This window comes from Imbroritus primus (assembly GCF_964332355.1).
Classification (GTDB): domain Bacteria; phylum Pseudomonadota; class Gammaproteobacteria; order Burkholderiales; family Burkholderiaceae; genus Imbroritus; species Imbroritus primus.
In genome coordinates, this window is the sequence record NZ_OZ201293.1 from 181,882 (window position 1) to 198,673 (window position 16,792).

At 63.8% G+C, this 16,792-nt stretch carries 14 protein-coding genes; 2 read left to right on the forward strand and 12 right to left on the reverse strand.

The window, feature by feature from the left end; all coding sequences use genetic code 11:
• Positions 1-8 precede the first annotated feature (8 nt).
• The 6 genes from ACQ3C8_RS00755 to ACQ3C8_RS00780 form a co-directional block, all read right to left on the reverse strand.
• Positions 9-599 carry a c-type cytochrome gene (locus tag ACQ3C8_RS00755; RefSeq protein WP_428852104.1) on the reverse strand — a complete coding sequence of 197 codons (591 nt, stop codon included), beginning with the start codon at positions 597-599 and terminating at the stop codon, positions 9-11.
• The gene (gene soxC / locus ACQ3C8_RS00760; protein ID WP_428852105.1) at positions 586-1,923 is read right to left on the reverse strand and encodes a sulfite dehydrogenase; all 1,338 of its coding nucleotides are present in this window, start codon (positions 1,921-1,923) and stop codon (positions 586-588) included. The genes ACQ3C8_RS00755 and soxC overlap by 14 nt, the downstream gene beginning before the upstream one ends.
• Before the next feature lie 190 nt (positions 1,924-2,113).
• Positions 2,114-2,599 carry a carboxymuconolactone decarboxylase family protein gene (locus ACQ3C8_RS00765; RefSeq protein ID WP_428852106.1) on the reverse strand — a complete coding sequence of 162 codons (486 nt, stop codon included), beginning with the start codon at positions 2,597-2,599 and terminating at the stop codon, positions 2,114-2,116.
• A 110-nt stretch (positions 2,600-2,709) separates the two neighbouring features.
• Complete coding sequence (gene sigJ / locus ACQ3C8_RS00770) at positions 2,710-3,666, reverse strand: RNA polymerase sigma factor SigJ (protein ID WP_428852107.1); 957 nt, start codon at positions 3,664-3,666, stop codon at positions 2,710-2,712.
• 87 nt (positions 3,667-3,753) lie between these two features.
• On the reverse strand, positions 3,754-4,515 hold the full coding sequence (locus tag ACQ3C8_RS00775; RefSeq protein ID WP_428852108.1) for an ABC transporter permease: 762 nt from the start codon (positions 4,513-4,515) through the stop codon (positions 3,754-3,756).
• Positions 4,512-5,468 carry an ABC transporter ATP-binding protein gene (locus ACQ3C8_RS00780; RefSeq protein WP_428852109.1) on the reverse strand — a complete coding sequence of 319 codons (957 nt, stop codon included), beginning with the start codon at positions 5,466-5,468 and terminating at the stop codon, positions 4,512-4,514. The genes ACQ3C8_RS00775 and ACQ3C8_RS00780 overlap by 4 nt, the downstream gene beginning before the upstream one ends.
• A 244-nt stretch (positions 5,469-5,712) precedes the next feature.
• Between ACQ3C8_RS00780 and ACQ3C8_RS00785 the strand changes: the two genes are divergently transcribed.
• Positions 5,713-6,117 carry a DoxX family protein gene (locus ACQ3C8_RS00785; RefSeq protein ID WP_428852110.1) on the forward strand — a complete coding sequence of 135 codons (405 nt, stop codon included), beginning with the start codon at positions 5,713-5,715 and terminating at the stop codon, positions 6,115-6,117.
• A gap of 93 nt (positions 6,118-6,210) precedes the next feature.
• Here ACQ3C8_RS00785 and fdhF read toward each other — a convergent pair whose 3' ends face one another.
• Both fdhF and ACQ3C8_RS00795 read right to left on the reverse strand, forming a co-directional pair.
• Entirely contained in the window at positions 6,211-9,039 is a 2,829-nt protein-coding gene (gene fdhF, locus ACQ3C8_RS00790) for a formate dehydrogenase subunit alpha (RefSeq protein ID WP_428852111.1), read from the reverse strand.
• A gap of 17 nt (positions 9,040-9,056) precedes the next feature.
• The gene (locus tag ACQ3C8_RS00795; RefSeq protein WP_428852112.1) at positions 9,057-10,787 is read right to left on the reverse strand and encodes an NADH-ubiquinone oxidoreductase-F iron-sulfur binding region domain-containing protein; all 1,731 of its coding nucleotides are present in this window, start codon (positions 10,785-10,787) and stop codon (positions 9,057-9,059) included.
• 183 nt (positions 10,788-10,970) lie between these two features.
• On the opposite strand from ACQ3C8_RS00795, the gene ACQ3C8_RS00800 reads away from it, so the two are divergent.
• Entirely contained in the window at positions 10,971-12,071 is a 1,101-nt protein-coding gene (locus ACQ3C8_RS00800) for a substrate-binding domain-containing protein (protein ID WP_428852113.1), read from the forward strand.
• Between the two features lie 130 nt (positions 12,072-12,201).
• Here ACQ3C8_RS00800 and ACQ3C8_RS00805 read toward each other — a convergent pair whose 3' ends face one another.
• The 4 genes from ACQ3C8_RS00805 to ACQ3C8_RS00820 form a co-directional block, all read right to left on the reverse strand.
• The gene (locus ACQ3C8_RS00805; protein WP_428852114.1) at positions 12,202-12,510 is read right to left on the reverse strand and encodes a hypothetical protein; all 309 of its coding nucleotides are present in this window, start codon (positions 12,508-12,510) and stop codon (positions 12,202-12,204) included.
• Positions 12,511-12,636: 126 nt separating this feature from the next.
• Positions 12,637-14,616, reverse strand: coding sequence for a diguanylate cyclase domain-containing protein (locus tag ACQ3C8_RS00810; RefSeq protein WP_428852115.1), 1,980 nt, complete (start codon positions 14,614-14,616; stop codon positions 12,637-12,639).
• A 205-nt stretch (positions 14,617-14,821) separates the two neighbouring features.
• Positions 14,822-15,619: a LuxR C-terminal-related transcriptional regulator gene (locus ACQ3C8_RS00815; protein ID WP_428852116.1), complete on the reverse strand. Its 798-nt coding sequence runs from the start codon at positions 15,617-15,619 to the stop codon at positions 14,822-14,824.
• Positions 15,620-15,883: 264 nt separating this feature from the next.
• Positions 15,884-16,603 (reverse strand): winged helix-turn-helix domain-containing protein, encoded by a 720-nt coding sequence (locus ACQ3C8_RS00820; protein ID WP_050980976.1) that lies wholly within the window; start codon positions 16,601-16,603, stop codon positions 15,884-15,886.
• Between the last annotated feature and the right edge of the window lie 189 nt (positions 16,604-16,792).

A 16,792-nucleotide genomic window follows, 5' to 3' on the forward strand; every position in this document is an offset into this window, starting at 1 on the left:
GCGAGACGCTAACGCTTCGCGGCAGACGCGGTCGGGCAATCCTTCATACAACGCGGATTTTTCGCATCCGGCCGGTCGTCGACATAGAAGCCGTTGCGGTTTGGCATCTTCACCGCGGCCAACGACTTGGCGTCGATGGTGGCGTCGGCGGGCAACACTCCGTTGGCGTGCAGTACATAGGCGGTGACGCTGTACACGTCCTCGTTGCTGAGCGACTGCGGCGCCTGGAAGGGCATGGAGCGCCGGATGTAGTCGAACAGCGTGGTCGCATATGGCCAGTAGCTTCCCACCGTCTTGATCGGCTTGTCGCTCTTCAGCGTGCCTGCGCCGCCAACCAGCGCTGGACCCAGGCCACCTTCGAGCTTTGCCCCGTGGCACGCCACGCATTGCGTCTGGTAAACCTTTTCGCCCAGCGCAACTGTGCCTTTGCCGGGCGGCAGCCCAGTGCCATCGGGAAACACGTCGATATTCCAGCCGGCGAGCTCCTTGTCGGTCACGATACGTCCCAGGCTTGGGTCGGCCGCACCGGCGGCGAGGGGGATGGCGCTGCATGCCAGGATCGCAGCGGCGATCCATCGTGTCGGGTTACACGCGTCCATTGGTCACCTCCCCGCTGGCAGCGACCTTCCATGGCTGGATGGCGTTGTTGTGATAGAAGGAGAACTTGCCGCGCGCCTGGATCAGTTGCTCGATCGTGGGCTGCACATAGCCCGTTTCATCCATGGCCCGGCTCATCAGCATCAGTTCCTGCCCGCGCCATTCGAACGGCGCGCGGAACGACGTCAGCGCCTTGCTCAGGACCGGCGCATCGAGGACGGCAGCTTTCCACGTTCTGCCGCCATCGATCGATACATCGACCCCGGTGATCTTGCCCCGCCCGCTCCAGGCAATGCCGCGAATCTCGTGGATGCCCTGACGCGTCAGCTTGTGCGTACCAGACGGCGAGGTGATCAGCGACTTGCACTCCATCACGAATGAGAACTGGCGTGCGCGCCCATCCGCCATCAGGTCGGTGTACTTTGCCGTTTCCTCGCGCGTGTGGCCCGGCTTGTCGGTCACGTGCAACCGCCGCAACCACTTGATGCTCATGTTGCCTTCAAAGCCTGGCACGAACAGGCGCAGCGGGTAGCCCTGCTCGGGGCGCAGGCGCTCGCCGTTCTGGCTGTAGGCCAGCAGCACGTCGTCGAGGCATTTCTCGATCGGGATGCTGCGTGTCATGGCAGCACCGTCGGCGCCTTCAGCCACGATCCACTTGGCGCTGCGCTTTAGCCCCACGTGCTCGAGCACCGTACGCAGCGGCACACCGGTCCACGATGCGCCGCTCACCAGGCCGGCAACTTCGGCTGCCGTCTTGCCGTAGGGCGGCAGGAAAGACGGGTTGCCGGAACACTCCATGAAATAGATGCGTGAGATGCTGGGGAACTGGCGGATCTCCTCCATGGTGAAGATCATCGCCTTGTCGGTCAGGCCGTGGATCATCAGCCGGTGCTGCGCTGGATCGATGGTCGGCACGCCGGCGTGGTGCCGCTCATAGTGCAGGCCGTTGGGTGTGATGATGCCGTCCAGCTCCTGCAGCGGCGTCGTGCTGTAGGCCGACATCGGCTCCTTGAGACCCGGATACATCGAGCGGACGGCCTTGGTCTCGAACTTCGACGGGGTGCCATAGGGAACGGCGGTCGGCCCGCCTAGGGAGCGGGTCCACTCCGGCACGTTGGGCGGCAGGTTGCCGGCGGCCGCGGCGGGTGCCGGGGCGCTGGCCTGGGCCGATGCCAGTTCCGAGGTGCCGAGGGCTGCCACGGCGGTGGCCACCGCTCCGGCACTGCCGCGTCTCAGAAACCCGCGCCGACTTGGCGATATCAACGCGTGCTGTTCGGGTGGAGCGAGTGGAATTTCGGCAGAGCGTTCACGAATCTCGTGGGACATGCGGCCTCCATATTGTTGTTGTCAGCCCGTCGGTTCAGAGTAACCGGCCAGTGCCGCTTCATCATAGGGAGAAAGCGCCGCCATCTCCAGCGAGCGCGGCCATAGGGAACGCCAATATCTCATGATGCAGGATATTTTCTGAGGCGCCAGGAGCGCTGCGCCCTCGCCGGCGCGTGATGCTTGCCACGGATCAGGCCAATCCGGCTTTGTCCAGGCCGTAGGCTTTGTCCTTGCTACCGGGCGGCTGGCGGAAGGCAATGTTGAGGCGGTTCCAGCCGTTGATGCCCATCACCAGATACGTCAGCGCATTCAGTTCGGCTGGTGCGAAGTGTTCGCTGACTTCTGCATATAGCGTGTCAGACACGCCGTGTGCATCGAGCTGCGTCAGCGCTTCAGTCCAGGCCAGTGCGGCACGCTCCTTTTCGCTGAACAGCGGCGATTCGCGCCAGATGGCGATATGGTGTACGCGCAGCTCACGCTCGTCGTGCAGCTTGGCTTGCTTGACGTGCATGTCCAGGCAGAAGGCGCAGCCGTTCAGCTGCGACGCGCGAATGTCGACGAGCCCGCGCAGCTTGGGGTCGAGCGGAATGGCCATGCTGAAGTCGAGGAACTTCTTGAACAGCTCGGGGGTGTGCTTCAGATAATCTTGGCGGGCGGGAGCGGTTGTGGAATGCATGGTGTCGATCCAAAAAGAGTGAGTAACACCCCTAAGACGACGCAGCGTCGGACAGTGTGACATCGTCCTGCTCATCGGCAGTCCAGCGGACCGGCAGTTTGGCTCCCGCCTCAGGCGGAGGCGCGCAGGCGCGCGAGAATGGCCTGCAGTTTGTCCGGGTTCCGCTGAATATAGATCGCGCCAATGCGCCCGGACTGGTTGGCGGCGGGTGCCAGTGCCACGGTCTGCACCAGCCGCCCGCCGACGGCATCATCGAACACCAGGCATCCCGGCAGGCCGTTGACGCGGGCCGGCACCAGCCGCCAACCCTGGTTGGCGCGCAGCTCGGCGAAGCCGATGAACACCTTGGCGATGAGTGGTCCGCCATGCAAGGGGCGGGGCACCGCGTGGACCTTGCCGCCACCGTCGGTCAGCATGACCGCGTCCTCCGTCAGTACCCGGGTCAACGCCTCCATATCGCGGCTGAGCACAGCCGCATTGAAGGCCTCAAAGAGCCGCTGCCGCTCTTCCTCCGCCACTTCACGGCGCGCGTAGTCGGCCTTCACATGCTTGCGTGCCCGGCTGGTCAACTGACGGCAGGCGGCCGGCGAGCGTGCCAGGCGCTGTGCGATCTCCTCGAAATCGAGGTCGAACACCTCATGCAGCAGAAAGGCCGCGCGCTCAAGCGGACTCAGGCGCTCCAGTGCCAGCATGAAGGCGACGGATACGTCTTGCGCGAACTCTGCCTGCGCCGCCGGGTCGGGGGACCAGCCGGTCATCGGTTCGTCGTCCAGCAGGGGCTCTGGCAGCCATACCCCGACATACTGCTCACGCCGCGCCTGGGCGGAGCCGAGGCGGTCCAGGCACAGATGCGTAACGATGCGCGACAGGTAGGCGCCGGCATGCGTGATGCCGTGTGCGTCGACCTCCGCCCAGCGCAGCCAGGCTTCCTGCACGATGTCCTCCGCATCCGCGCGCGAGCCAAGCATGCGGTAGGCCAGGGCACGGAGGCTTCTGGCGTGCTCGCGGTCGAACTGCTGGGCACGCTGTGCCTTGGTGACATCAGGGTTGGCGTTAAAGTCAGTCATCGCGCATCCAAGAAAAGGGATCTTCCTGCGGCATATGACGACGCAGCTCGTCACGTTGTGACATGCGCTGCTCCACCGGATCGTGTATCAGCTCTTGATGCGGTATCCCGTGCGGAAGATCCAGCCGATCACCAGCAGGCAGGCGATCATGAAGCCAAAGGTCACGCCCAGGCTGATGCCTACGCCGATGTCCGAGGCTTCATAGAAGCTCCAGCGGAAACCACTCACGAGGTACAGCACCGGATTGAACAGCGATACCGTCTGCCACAGCGGCGGCAGCATATTGATGGAGTAGAAGCTGCCGCCGAGGAAGGTCAGCGGTGTGATGATCAGCAGCGGCACGACTTGCAGCTTTTCAAAGCCGTCCGCCCACACGCCGATGATGAAGCCGAGCAGGCTGAAGGTGACCGAGGTGAGCACGAGGAAGGCGATCATCCACAGCGGCTGGGCGATGCTGTAGTCGACGAACAGCCGCGCGGTGGCAAGGATCAGTACGCCGAGGATGATCGATTTGCTGGCTGCCGCGCCAACGAAGCCGATGACGATTTCCATCGCGGAGATGGGCGCGGACAGGATCTCGTAAATGGTACCCGAGAAGCGTGGCATGTAGATGCCGAACGAGGCGTTGGAGATGCTCTGTGTGAGGATCGAGAGCATCACCAGTCCGGGTACGATATACGCGCCGTAGCTGACGCCATCGATGGTCTGCATGCGCGAGCCGATGGCCGAGCCGAAGACAATGAAGTACAGCGAGGTGGAAATGACCGGCGAGGCGATGCTCTGTGCGAGGGTGCGCCAGGTGCGGGCCATTTCGAAGTGGTAGATCGCGTGGATGGCGTGCCAGTTCATGCCGGCTCCTTGACGAGTTGCACGAAGATATCCTCCAGCGAGCTTTCGGCCGTCTGCAGGTCGCGATAGGCAATGCCAGCATTGTCGAGTGCACGCAGCAGGTCGGCAATGCCGCCACCTTCCGGCGGTGTGTCTTGCTGGGCATCGAAGGTGTACACGAGGGTGCTGCCGTCATCGGTGAGCGTCAGCGGGAACCTCGCCAGCGCCGCGGGAACTGCCGTGAGCGGATGCTGCAGGTGCACGGTCAGCTGGCGCTGGCCGAGCTTGCGCATCAGCGTGCGCTTGTCTTCCACCAGGATAATCTCGCCTTTGCGGATTACGCCGATGCGGTCGGCCATTTCTTCGGCCTCTTCGATGTAGTGCGTGGTCAGGATGATGGTGACGCCCCGCGCGCGTAGGCCGCGTACCATGTTCCACATATCGCGCCGCAATTCGACATCGACGCCGGCGGTGGGCTCGTCGAGGAACAGGATCTCCGGCTCGTGGCTGAGCGCCTTGGCGATCATCACGCGACGCTTCATGCCGCCCGACAGCGCACGGATGCGGGTGTCCCGTTTATCCCACAGTGACAGGTCCTTGAGGATCTTTTCGAGGTAGTCGGGCGCCGGCGGCTTGCCGAACAGTCCGCGGCTATAGCGCACCGTGTCCCACACGCTCTCGAAGGCATCGGTGGTCAGTTCCTGCGGCACCAGGCCGATCTTGGTGCGCGCCGCGCGGAAGTCACGCTCGATATCCGCACCGTCGGCCAGTACCGTGCCACCGCTGGCACGGACGATGCCGCAGATGATGCTGATCAGCGTCGTCTTGCCGGCGCCGTTGGGGCCGAGCAGGGCGAAGATCTCGCCGCGGCGGATCTCGAGATCGATCCGCTTGAGTGCCTGGAAGCCGGAAGCGTAGGTCTTGCTGATACCGGAAATGGCAATGATGGTGCCTGGATCGGGCGGGTGCGGCATGGCGGATTCCCTGTAACCGTGAGCAGCGATTCTAAGGCGCGGACGGGTTTGGCGCATCCCCCTGCTGCCAGTGGGGAGTCATGCCCGGCCGCTCAGCCTTTTCTAGGGCCGTTACATGGTAGGTCTCGATTTCTGCAGAGAGACGTGCGATGCTCCTGCTTGGCAGCCCTTTGCAGGGACGTTTGACCTTGCGCATGCGGCCTGCCTCGATCCTGAGCAGTTCAAACCTGGGAGGCACACGAAGATGCAGAACGGACAAGATACTGGAAAGCTGGTCCTACGGCTCGCGCTGGGGATTCTCATCCTGTTGCATGGTATCGCCAAGCTGAAGGGCGGTGTCGGCGGCATTGCTGGCATGCTCGGCAACGCTGGCCTGCCGGCCTTCCTCGCCTACGGGGTGTATATTGGCGAGGTCCTGGCCCCGCTGCTGCTGATCGTCGGCCTGTACACGCGTCTTGCGGCCCTGGTTGTGGTCGTCAACATGCTGTTCGCCATCGGCCTGGTGCATATGGGCCAACTGGCCAAATTGAACCAGACGGGCGGCTGGGATCTGGAGCTGCAGGGCATGTTCCTGTTCAGCGCACTGGCGATCATGCTGCTCGGTGCGGGCCGCTACAGCATGGGAGGGGCCGGTGGCAAGCTGAACTGAGCTTGTCAGGTCGCATAATCGAAAAAGGGCGCCACATCGTGGCGCCCTTTTTTTTCGCTGCGGGTCACGCCGCAGCGCATGCCCTACCGATGCTCAGCGTGCGATGGCTGCCGGGAGCCCGAGAATTTGCCCGCCGCCGTAGCTCGACTGCTCAGGAGCCTCACCGCCCGCGCTCATACGGATCGCGCAGAACTTGAACTCGGGAATCTTGCCGAACGGATCGAGTGCCGCATTGGTCAGCTTGTTGATCGCCGCTTCGTAATAGCAGAACGGGACGAACACTGCGCCGCGCGGCGTGCCGGCATCGGCGCGCGCATACAGCGTGACGGTGCCACGCCGTGACTCCAGCGTGACCAGGCCGCCCGGTTCGACGCCGAGTGCAGCGAGGTCAAGCGGATGCACCAGCACGGTCGGATCCGGTTCGATGGCATCGAGCACGCCGGCCCGGCGCGTCATGCTGCCGGTGTGCCAGTGCTCGAGCTGGCGGCCGGTGATTAGGATCACGGGATACTCGGCGTCCGGCTGTTCGGCGGCCGGGATGATGTCGGCGGGCACGAAGCGCGCTTTGCCGGTCTTGGTCGGGAAGTCATCGACGAAGATCACCGGCTCGCCCGCGTCGCCTTCCTCACGGCACGGATACACCACCGCATGCTCGCGTTGCAGCCGCTCCCACGTGATGCCGGCAATGCTCGGCATGGCGCGGCGCATTTCGTCGAACACTTCGCTCACGTCACCGTAATTCCAGTCGAGGCCCATGCCGCGCGCCATCTGCTGGATGATCCAGAGATCCTGGCGTGCGTCGCCCGGCGGGTCGATGGCCTGGCGGCCGAGCTGCACGGCGCGGTCGGTATTGGTGAAGGTGCCGGTCTTCTCGGGGAAGGCCGATGCCGGCAGGATCACGTCAGCGAGGTAGGCGGTTTCGGTCAGGAAGATGTCCTGCACCACCAGATGGTCGAGGGCGGCCAGCGCGTCGCGGGCGTGTTCGGCATCCGGGTCGGACATGGCCGGGTTCTCGCCCATGATGTACATGCCGCGGATCTCGCCACGGTCGATGGCGTGGATGATTTCCACCACGGTCAGGCCGGGCGTGCTATCCAGCTTGGTATTCCACAGCGCCTCGAAGCGCGCCTGGTTGGCGGGATCGTCGACGCGGCCATAGTCCGGGTACATCATCGGGATCAGGCCCGCGTCGGACGCACCCTGCACGTTGTTCTGGCCACGCAGCGGATGCAGGCCGGTACCGGGGCGGCCGATCTGGCCGGTCATCAGCGACAGGGCGATCAGGCAGCGCACGTTGTCAGTGCCGTGGATGTGCTGCGATACGCCCATGCCCCACAGGATGATGGAGGCCTTGGAGGTCGCATACAGGCGCGCGACATAGCGCAGCGTCTCGGCATCGATGCCGCAGATCGGCGCCATGGCTTCAGGCGTGAACTGCTCGACGTTGCGCTTCAGTTCCTCGTAGCCGGTGGTGCGGTCGGCGATGAAGCTCTCGTCTACCAGGCCTTCGGTGACGATGACATTCATCATCGCATTCAGCATGGCCACGTCGGTATCGGGCTTGAACTGCAGGAAACGGTGCGCGTGGCGTGCCAGATCGGAGCGGCGCGGATCGGCGACGATCAGCTTGGTGCCGTTCTTGACAGCGTTCTTGATCCAGCTGGCGGCGACTGGGTGGTTCACGCTCGGATTCGCGCCGATGATGATGGCGACCTCGGCCTGGCCGACGTCCATGACCGGATTCGAGACCGCGCCCGAGCCGATGCCTTCGAGCAGTGCCGCGACCGAGGAAGCGTGGCACAGGCGCGTGCAGTGGTCGACGTTGTTGCTGCCAAAGCCCGTGCGCACGAGTTTCTGGAACAGATAGGCTTCCTCGTTGCTGCCCTTGGCCGAGCCGAAACCGGCCAGCGCCTTCTTGCCATGCGTGTCGCGGATATCGCGCAGCTTGCCAGCGGCGAGCGCCAGAGCTTCGTCCCAGGTGGCTTCACGGAATACGTCCATGACGTGGTCCGGATCCATCACGAAGTCGCCGTGCTTGGGCACGCCTTCGCGGCGGATCAGCGGTTTGGTCAGGCGCTGCGGATGCTGCGCGTAGTCGAAGCCGTAGCGGCCCTTCACGCACAGGCGTGCGTGGTTGGCGGGGCCGTCTCGGCCTTCCACGTAGAGGATCTTGTTGTCCTTGACGTTGTAGGTGAGCTGGCAGCCGACGCCGCAATACGGACAGACCGATTCGACTTGCTTGTCGGGCACGTTCATGGCGACATCGCGCGCCGGCATCAGTGCGCCGGTCGGGCAGGCCTGCACGCATTCGCCGCAGGCCACGCAGGTGGAGGCGCCCATCGGATCCTGCATGTCGAACACGATGGCGGCTTCGCTGCCGCGAAACGCGAGACCGATGACGTCGTTGACTTGCTCGTCGCGGCAGGCGCGCAGGCAGCGCGTGCACTGGATACAGGCGTCGAGATTGACGGCGATGGCCGGGTGCGAGAGATCGGGTGCCACGGCGGCGCGCGGCGCGAAACGCGGCTTGCCGACGTTCAGCTTGGCCGACCACTGGTCGAGCTCATTGTGCCGCGTGTGCGCGGCCTCGGGCATGTCGGACTGCAGCAGTTCGAGCACCAGGCGCTGGGCCTTTTCGGCGCGTTCGCTGTTGGTGGTGACGACCATGCCTTCCACCGGATGACGGCAGCACGACGGCGCGAGCACGCGTTCGCCGGCCACTTCGACGACACAGGCGCGGCAGTTGCCGGCCGGCTCGAGGCCATCCTTGTAGCAGAGGTGGGGAATTTCTACGCCTTCGCGCTGGGCTGCCTGCAGCAGCGTTTCGCCGTTCTGCGCGGTCACGGCCTGGCCGTTGAGGGTGAAGTTCACGCGCGTGGCGGTATCCAGCAGGGCGCGTTCGTTGCGGGTCAGGGCATTCATGTCGGATCGGCTCCGGTTCAGCGCTTCGAGGCCGCGCCAGGGGCGGCGAGCTCGTGCGGGAAATACTTGATGACGCAATCGACCGGGTTCGGCGCAGCCTGTCCCAGGCCGCAGATCGATGCATCGCGCATCACGAAGGAGAGATCGTTGAGCGTGTCGACATCCCATTCGGGCTGGTGGATCAGGTCGAGCGCCTTGGCCGTACCGGTACGGCAGGGCGTGCACTGGCCACACGACTCGTGCTTGAAGAACGACATCAGGTTGCGTGCCGCGCCTACGGCCGAGTCGTGATCGGACAGCACGACCACGGCAGCGGAGCCGATGAAGCAGCCGTAGGGCTGCAGCGTATCGAAGTCGAGCGGGATATCGTTCATCGTGGCGGGCAGGATGCCGCCTGATGCGCCGCCCGGCAGGTACGCGTAGAAGTTGTGGCCATCGAGCATGCCGCCGCAGTATTCGTCGATCAGTTCGGCGATGGTGATGCCGGCCGGCGCGAGGTGCACGCCCGGTTTCTTCACGCGGCCCGAGACCGAGTAGGAGCGCAGGCCCTTGCGGCCATGGCGGCCGTGGCCGGCAAACCAGTCCGCGCCTTTTTCGACAATGTCGCGGATCCAGTACAGCGTTTCGAAGTTATGCTCGAGCGTGGGCCGGCCGAACAGGCCGACCTGCGCCACATACGGCGGGCGCAGGCGCGGCATGCCGCGCTTGCCTTCGATCGATTCGATCATGGCCGACTCTTCGCCGCAGATATAGGCGCCCGCGCCGCGCCGCAACTCGATGGTCGGCAGGGGGACAGGCGCGGCAGCACGCAGCTTGTCGAGTTCGGCGGTGAGCAGCGCGCGGCAGCCGGCGTATTCATCACGCAGGTAGATATAGATGGCCGAGACGCCGACCACGGTGGCGGCGATCAGCATGCCTTCGAGGAAGCGGTGCGGATCGCGCTCAAGGTAATAGCGGTCCTTGAAGGTGCCTGGCTCGCCTTCGTCGATGTTCACGGCCATCAGGCGCGGCGCGGCTTCCCCACGCACGATGCGCCACTTGCGTCCGGCCGGAAAGCCTGCGCCGCCGAGGCCGCGCAGGCCCGAATGCTCGAGCGTCTTGATCATTGCCTCGGGTGTGAGTTCGCCCGACGCCACGCGCTTGAGCAACTGGTAGCCGCCTTCTGCCTGGTAGGCGGCGAGGTCAGTGTACGGAGCCGGCACCTCGGTGCGCGCATCGGCCTGTACCGTGGCCTGCACGCTTTCGCAGGTAGCGTGCGGCACCGGGTTCTGGCCGACCACGGCGACCGGCGCCTGCTCGCAACGGCCTACACACGGCACGGGCTGGACGCGTACGTCAGTGCCGAGCACGGCAGGCAGGCGTTCCAGCAAGCCATGCGCGCCGGCCAGTTCGCAGCCGATGCCTTCGCACACGCGTACCGTCAGCGCGGCGGGCGGATGGATCGTGCCGTCCGCATCCTCCCGCACAACATCGAAATGGTGGTAGAAACTGGCCACCTCGAACACCTCGGTTTGTGCCATGCGCATCTCGTGGGCCAGGGCGGCAAGGTGAGGCGTGGCAAGCTGGCCATAGCGGTCGTTGATGGCGTGCAGGTGCTCGATCAGGAGGTCGGCACGGCGTGGCGCATCGCCCAGCGCGTGACGCACTTCTTCGAGCGCGGCCGGATCGACCTGCCGGCCCTTGGGCTGCTGGCGCTTGCGCAGCCGGCTCGCCCCTTCGGGCGCGATGGGAATGACTCGCTTGTTCATGACATGTCTCCGCACCCTCTCTGACCACTGCGCAGGATGCCGCCATGTGGAGCTGCATCACTGCGGGGAGGGTGCCGGTGAAGGGTGTATGGGGGTGTATTTATGCAAAAATTTGCATAATAATCATCGTAATATGATCAATCTAGCAGGCGGAGTGCCTGCCGACAATATGAAAGAATTTGCATGAACTACCGGATTGCCATTCGTCCGCGCCTGCAGGTTGCCCGCCAGTCACCTGACGACCAGACACCGCCGTCGCTCGATACGGGCGTGCTGATGCAGTTGCTGGAGCATATCCAGGCCGGCGGCTCGATCGCATCGGCATGCCGGGTGACTGCGCTTTCGTATCGGCATGTGTGGGGTCTGTTGCGCTCAGCTGAAGAGGTCTTTGGCGGTGCGCTGCTGGTCAAGCAGCGCGGTACCGGCACGCGCCTTACGCCATTAGCGGAAACCTTGCTGCGCGCCCAGCAGCGGATTGATGCACGCCTGGCGCCGATGCTGAGCAGCCTGGCTTCGGAACTCGAAACGGAGCTGGCGCGCGTGGTCGCGACTGACGGGGATGCCCTGCGCCTGTATGCCAGCCACGGGTTTGCCGTAGAAGCCCTGGTGGAGCGGCTGAAGGCCGGCCAATTTCCACTGGAACTGCGGTTTCGCAACAGTGCCGAGGCGGTGGCCGCCCTGGCCCACCGCGAATGCGATCTGGCGGGTTTTCATATTCCACTTGGCCCGTTCGAGAACGAGGCGCTGCGGTATTACCGTCAATGGCTCGATCCCCGCCGCCATCGGCTCGTGCATCTGGCCACGCGCAACCAGGGGTTGTTCGTGGCGCCGGGCAATCCCAAGTACATCCTGGCGCTGGCCGATCTGGCGCGCAGCGATGTGCGGTTCGTCAACCGTCAGGCGGGCTCCGGCACGCGTATGCTGCTTGAATTGATGCTCGGCGCGGCCGGCCTCACACCCCAGCGCGTGAATGGATTCGATACCACTGAGTTTACCCACGCTGCAGTTGCGGCATATATCGCCAGCGGCATGGCGGATGCCGGCTTCGGCGTGCAGACGGCTGCGCAGAAATTCGGACTGGAATTTGTGCCGCTGGCCCGTGAGCGGTATTTCTTCGCCGTGGAGCGGCAGGCCCTCGATACGGGGCTGATGAGAGATGTGCTGGCGCTATTGGGCAGCGCCGATTTTCGTCAGGTGATCAATGCCTTGCCCGGGTATGACGGGGCGCTGTCCGGCCAGATTCTGACGCTGGATGAGGCATTTCCGGAGATGGTTTCCAGATGAACGGCGATCGGGAGGCGATGCCGGCCCTGCCGTGATCGCACGTTGCCGCACCCGGCCTGGACACGGCGCTGGCGGCGCCGCGCGTCCTGATCTGCCCGACCGGATGTCGCGAAGGCGCCGGGCAACAGGGTCAATCGTCGTCCCGGTCGCGCCAGCCATGGGCGCGTTCCCATTGGCGCCGCTCCCAGCGCTCCCGTTCGCGCTGGTCGCGCAACCAGCGGCGGTACTGGCGCCGTTCCCAACGGTCGTCATACCAGGCGCTCGGCGGCGGCACATAGCGGGGCGCCGGTTCGTATACGACCGGCGGCGGATAGTAGACCGGGGAAGGCGGAGCGACCACCACGCCGGGCAGGCCCAGGAAGACATCGACACGCGCCATGGCTTGCGTCGACAGCAGCAAGGCGCCGGTACAGACGGCGGCGAGCACGGACTTGTTCATCTCACACCCCATTTTCGTAAAAAACGCGCAGCGTGCGCGTACCTGAAGTGTATGGGGTGCGCTGCCGCCCACCGGCTACCAGATCGCTACGGCCGTAACCATTTGTAAGGCGCTGCTGAATAAGGATCAGGCGGCCGTGGACGCATCGCCATCCACGGCAAACTGGTGGCGGCCATTCTGCTTGGCGCGATACAGCGCGGCGTCGGCCCGCGCCTTGATGTCGTCGACCGTATTGTGTTCTGGCTGGCTCAGCGCGATGCCGATGCTCACCCCCATCGGGATAATTTGCGTGCCGAACACGAACGGCATGCGCGTGGCCTCCAGAATATCGCGGGCCACGCGTGTGACCTGTTCCGGATGATTGATCCCGTCGATCACAATGGCAAACTCGTCTCCGCCCAGGCGCGCCACCGTGTCGGTCTTGCGGATACAACCGAGGATCTGCATCGAGAACGTCTGCAGCAGCGCGTCGCCGCAAGCGTGGCCATAGGTGTCGTTGACGGTCTTGAAGTGATCGAGATCAAGATACAGCAGCGCGAACGGGATACGTGCCAGATTGGCATCATCGACGGCGACCGCCAGCCGGCGATCGAATCCCTTGCGATTGGCGATGCCGGTCAGGTGGTCGAGCTGGGTGAGCGCGTCCAGGCGTTCCACTTCCGCTTTCTCGGCCGTGATGTCGCGCACCAGGATATGAATGCCGACGACCTCGGTGTGATCGGCATTCCATTCAGGCTGGTACAAGGCTTCGGTCCAGAGCATGCCGCCGCCCTGGACCAGTTCCGAGGTCTCGAAGGAAATTTCTTCGCCGGCGAAGGCGCGGCGCAGATAGGGTTGTAGGCGCTGGTAAGCCTCCTCGCCCAGCAGATCGCGAATATGCATGCCGCGCAGTTCGGCGGCCGGTCGCCCAAACTCCCGCTCGTACGCGTGATTGTTGAATACGTACCGCTCGTTCCGGTCCAGATACGCCACCAGCGACGGTAAATGGTCGGCAATGTTGCGCATGCGCAGTTCGCCAGCCCGCAGCTCCGCCTCCGAACGGCGCAGCGCATCGTTCTGCAGATTCAATTGCGACATCAAGGATGCGAACTCGCGCCCGACTTCGCCAATTTCATCATTGCGCTGCAGGACCAGCGACTCATAGGCTGCGTCATCCTCATGGCTGCGCTGCACGACGTCACGCAGGCGGCTGAGCGGCGCCAGCAGGTACCAGGTCGCCAGCCATGCCGCGACGCCAGCGATTGCCGCCACCACGATGGCGATTGTTTTCATGCGGGTATGCATCGCCCGGAGCGGAGCATAAGCCTCATTCGCCGGAACGACCGCCACCAGTTCCCAACCCGTGCTTTGCAGAATGTAGCGTGAGACCAGGGCCGCATTGGGCGCAAGGAACTCGTAACGGCTGGGCTGCATCTGCTCGCCGCAGTTCTCTCCGGTGAGGTGCGCGGCCTTGCCGAGCTGGGCAGTATCACGGTGCATCACATACAGCGCGCGCGGGCCACCGGAGACCAGGCAATAGTAGCCAGTGACGCCGATACGGTGATGGGCGATGCGGCCGAGAAAGTTCGGCTTGAGCAGGTTTAGCGCACCGCCCAGCATACCCACCACGCGGCCATCCGCCGCAATGACCGGCGCCACCATGTACACCATGGGCGTGTGCGAGGAACGCGAATACACCGGATCGGAGATCACTACATCCCGGGTCCGCAAGGCTTCCTGGAAGTAGGCGCGATCGCTGACATTCAGCCGTTGTGCGCCCAGTGGCGCAGTGGAGTAGTCTACGTTTCCTTTCGGGTCGATAAAGAACAGATTATCGAAGGCCAAGGGAAGCGGCAGGCTGTGCAGGATGGCATTGGCGTGTGACGGCGATGACGGGAATTTGCCCTGCAGTTCCGCCACCAGATGGCGCAGCATTTCGCTGCGATCCTCGAACTTGGTGTCCAGTTGTTCGGCCACCAGCTTGACCTGGGACGACTGCTGCTGCTCGAGCAGGGCCTGCAGATCACGAAATGCCAGGAACTGGCTGCCCAACGAGGCAAGGATCGTCAGGGCGATGGCGATCAGCGACGAAAAAAGGGCCAGACGGGTCTTCAGCGAAATCTGCATGCAACACGAGGCGAGCCTGGGTTCTTCGGCATGTGCGCGCCCGGAGTGACCGGTGGAAGTCTATCCCAACGCGCCGGGTGGGTGGGCATGGGTCGCTTCCTGCCAGTCATTGACGCATGGGCTCGGGGCGCACGCACGACAGGGAATCGTCAGTATCCCACACTCGCCGTGCTGCACCCCGCCAAGGATGGCCCAGCCGTTTCCGTCAGGCAGGTTCCCGTTGGCGCACATGCGCCGCCGGAACCCGTTGCGGCTGGTCTGCGATCACGTTGGCGCGGCCCCGCGGAGCCGACGGCACGCCGGCTGCCGGTAGGCTGGCCGGGGCCATGCTGCCCGTCTCCGGCATCGAGTTATCCGGCGAAGACATCAGTTGCGACGAGTAGAAGCGGTGCAGGTCTGCACTCCCCCGGAAGCCCAGTTTGCGGAACGCTGATTGCTTCTGCAGGCTGATAGTCTTCACGCTCCGGTTGGCCATGTGCGCAATCTCCGACAGCGACAGCCCGCGGGCGAATTTTTCGAGTACGTCGCGCTCGCGCGGTGTCAGCCCGTGGATGCCCGTGGTCTGATAGCGGAAATCGCTGGTCAGCAGTTCTTGGGAAGTAAATACCTGCCCGTAGCGGATCGCCCCGAGTGCGCGCAACATCTCGTCCGGCTCGAAATTCAGGCTGAGCAGGGCGCGGATGCCCAGAAGCATGCCGTTGCGCAGGAAAAATGGGGCTTCGGTCTGATCCACCGCAAGCAGCACGGGCAAGCTGGGATGCTGACGGCGCAGATTGTTCAGCCAGGTGGAAATATTGCAGCGCAAAAACAGCTTGCCGCTCAGGAAGATAATCAGCGCGGTGGGAAGCTGGGCGGGAATCGACGCCAGGATATCGCTAGGCGTCCGGCAGACCGCGTGGGTGGTTGCCCAGGTGGTTGTGCCGATGGCAGAGGTGATGCCATGCGACACCACTGGCAGATCAGTAGCAATAACAACGTGTAATAAGGAATGTTCCGGATTCATCTCGGGCGATCTCCAGACTGATTAGCCGTCAACAGCGCAACGTCCCGAGCGCAATCCGCGCAATCCCTCGACAGCCTTCAGGGAAAAACTACTGGCTGCGTTTTTTGTCCCCCGGCGGGCATGCAGCTCATGAGCAAACTCTACCCTAGGGGGTTTCTTAGAAACAAACACAAGTCAATTGCAAACAATTGAAAACTACACTTCACAAAGCATGAGGCGGCGATGCGTTGCGCCTGATTGATTCTCATTTCCATGATGGCCGTTTCACGCAGCGGGCACGACGAGATACGGCTGTGCCGGCATGCGGACTGGCATGCTGGGCTGTGGCTTCGGCAATTCGTAATCCGCGTTGACCTCCAGCTTGTAGCCGCGCGAGTACACCGTCCGCAGCGTCACGCCCATCTGTCCGGACATGTGGAGTTTCTTGCGCAGTTTGTAGATGTGCTGCTCGATCGTGCGGGTCGCCACGTCGATTTCGGCGCCCCAAATGGCATGCGCCAGCTTGTCGCGCGCCACGCATTTTCCGACATTGGAAAACAGCAGCCAGGCCGTGGCGAACTCGCGTGGGGTCAGATGAATGTGATGATCATTGACCGTGGCATGGCCTGAAACGCGATCGAGGCAGTACGGGCCGATATTGATGCGTGCGGCGGTGCTGCGGTCCAGCGCACTGCGCCGCATGGCCATGTTGATGCGGATTTCGAGTTCGCGTGGCGAAACCGGCTCGATCATCACATCGTCCGCGCCGGCCTCGAAGTACGGGATCATGGCATCGTGGTTGGGCGCATTCACCAGCACGATGATCGGTGCGCGCGGACCATGTGTCGATGCGTGCCACGAGAACAGTGATGCCGGCTTGGTTCCCGTGACCAGGATGAAATCGTACGAGCGCCGCTGCACGGCACGCAGTAGCCGCAGCTCCTCATGAAATACCTCGACTTCCAGGTGCAACAAGCCGAAGCACTGATGGAGCAGTGCAACCAACCGGTTTTCATTCCCATAAACGGCACACAACACGTCGTTCTCCGAATTTAGCGATGGCAGATGGCGAAATCGGGTGACTGGATGCGGACACAGCCATCAGGCTGTGTCGGGGCCGAGCCTTTGCGAGACTGTTTAGGTCACTGTGATTCTGCGGAAAGCGGCCGCCCAGACCGTGTCAGTGTATGCGGC

What these genes read in the sequence shown, in the direction of transcription:
- ACQ3C8_RS00755 (WP_428852104.1), bottom strand. Translation starts at nt 599, where the DNA reads ATGGACGCGTGTAACCCGACACGATGGATCGCCGCTGCGATCCTGGCA.
- soxC (WP_428852105.1), bottom strand. Translation starts at nt 1,923, where the DNA reads ATGTCCCACGAGATTCGTGAACGCTCTGCCGAAATTCCACTCGCTCCA.
- ACQ3C8_RS00765 (WP_428852106.1), bottom strand. Translation starts at nt 2,599, where the DNA reads ATGCATTCCACAACCGCTCCCGCCCGCCAAGATTATCTGAAGCACACC.
- sigJ (WP_428852107.1), bottom strand. Translation starts at nt 3,666, where the DNA reads ATGACTGACTTTAACGCCAACCCTGATGTCACCAAGGCACAGCGTGCC.
- ACQ3C8_RS00775 (WP_428852108.1), bottom strand. Translation starts at nt 4,515, where the DNA reads ATGAACTGGCACGCCATCCACGCGATCTACCACTTCGAAATGGCCCGC.
- ACQ3C8_RS00780 (WP_428852109.1), bottom strand. Translation starts at nt 5,468, where the DNA reads ATGCCGCACCCGCCCGATCCAGGCACCATCATTGCCATTTCCGGTATC.
- ACQ3C8_RS00785 (WP_428852110.1), top strand. Translation starts at nt 5,713, where the DNA reads ATGCAGAACGGACAAGATACTGGAAAGCTGGTCCTACGGCTCGCGCTG.
- fdhF (WP_428852111.1), bottom strand. Translation starts at nt 9,039, where the DNA reads ATGAATGCCCTGACCCGCAACGAACGCGCCCTGCTGGATACCGCCACG.
- ACQ3C8_RS00795 (WP_428852112.1), bottom strand. Translation starts at nt 10,787, where the DNA reads ATGAACAAGCGAGTCATTCCCATCGCGCCCGAAGGGGCGAGCCGGCTG.
- ACQ3C8_RS00800 (WP_428852113.1), top strand. Translation starts at nt 10,971, where the DNA reads ATGAACTACCGGATTGCCATTCGTCCGCGCCTGCAGGTTGCCCGCCAG.
- ACQ3C8_RS00805 (WP_428852114.1), bottom strand. Translation starts at nt 12,510, where the DNA reads ATGAACAAGTCCGTGCTCGCCGCCGTCTGTACCGGCGCCTTGCTGCTG.
- ACQ3C8_RS00810 (WP_428852115.1), bottom strand. Translation starts at nt 14,616, where the DNA reads ATGCAGATTTCGCTGAAGACCCGTCTGGCCCTTTTTTCGTCGCTGATC.
- ACQ3C8_RS00815 (WP_428852116.1), bottom strand. Translation starts at nt 15,619, where the DNA reads ATGAATCCGGAACATTCCTTATTACACGTTGTTATTGCTACTGATCTG.